Genomic DNA, 477 nt, shown 5'->3' with positions numbered 1-477 from the left:
AGTGATTTCCGCGCCGCGCATCAACACGCCAATTCTGGGTGGCTCGGGCTATATCGAAGACCGCTTCACCGTCGAATCCGCCAACAACCTGGCGATCGCGCTCAGCTCGGGCAAATTGCCGATCACGCTGAAGGTGATCGAGGAGCATAGCGTCGGTTCGGATCTCGGCACCGACTCGATCCACGCCGGCATCCTGGCGTCGAGCATCGCTGTCGCGCTGGTCGTGGTGTTCATGATCGTCACCTACGGTCGCTTCGGTTTCTATGCCGACTACGCCGTGGTCATCAACGTGATGGTCATCATGGGCGTGCTGGCGTTGCTCAACGGCACGCTGACGCTGCCGGGTATTGCGGGCTTCGTGCTGACGATCGGCACCGCAGTCGACGCGAACGTGCTGATCAACGAGCGCATCCGCGAGGAACGCCGCCGCGGCCGCAGCGTGATCCAGTCGGTCGAACTGGGATACAAGGAAGCGAG

General features: G+C 62.1%; 1 protein-coding gene. It reads left to right on the top strand.

Annotation, left to right across the window (positions count from 1 at the left end; all coding sequences use genetic code 11):
- Window positions 1-477, top strand: a 477-nt coding sequence (locus tag AACY49_RS30650) for a SecD/SecF family protein translocase subunit (protein WP_339528038.1), incomplete at both ends; no start/stop codon positions are given.

The organism is Pseudomonas sp. EL_65y_Pfl2_R96, assembly GCF_963970905.1.
GTDB lineage: Bacteria > Pseudomonadota > Gammaproteobacteria > Pseudomonadales > Pseudomonadaceae > Aquipseudomonas.
This window is presented reverse-complemented; position numbering and strand designations above follow the sequence as displayed.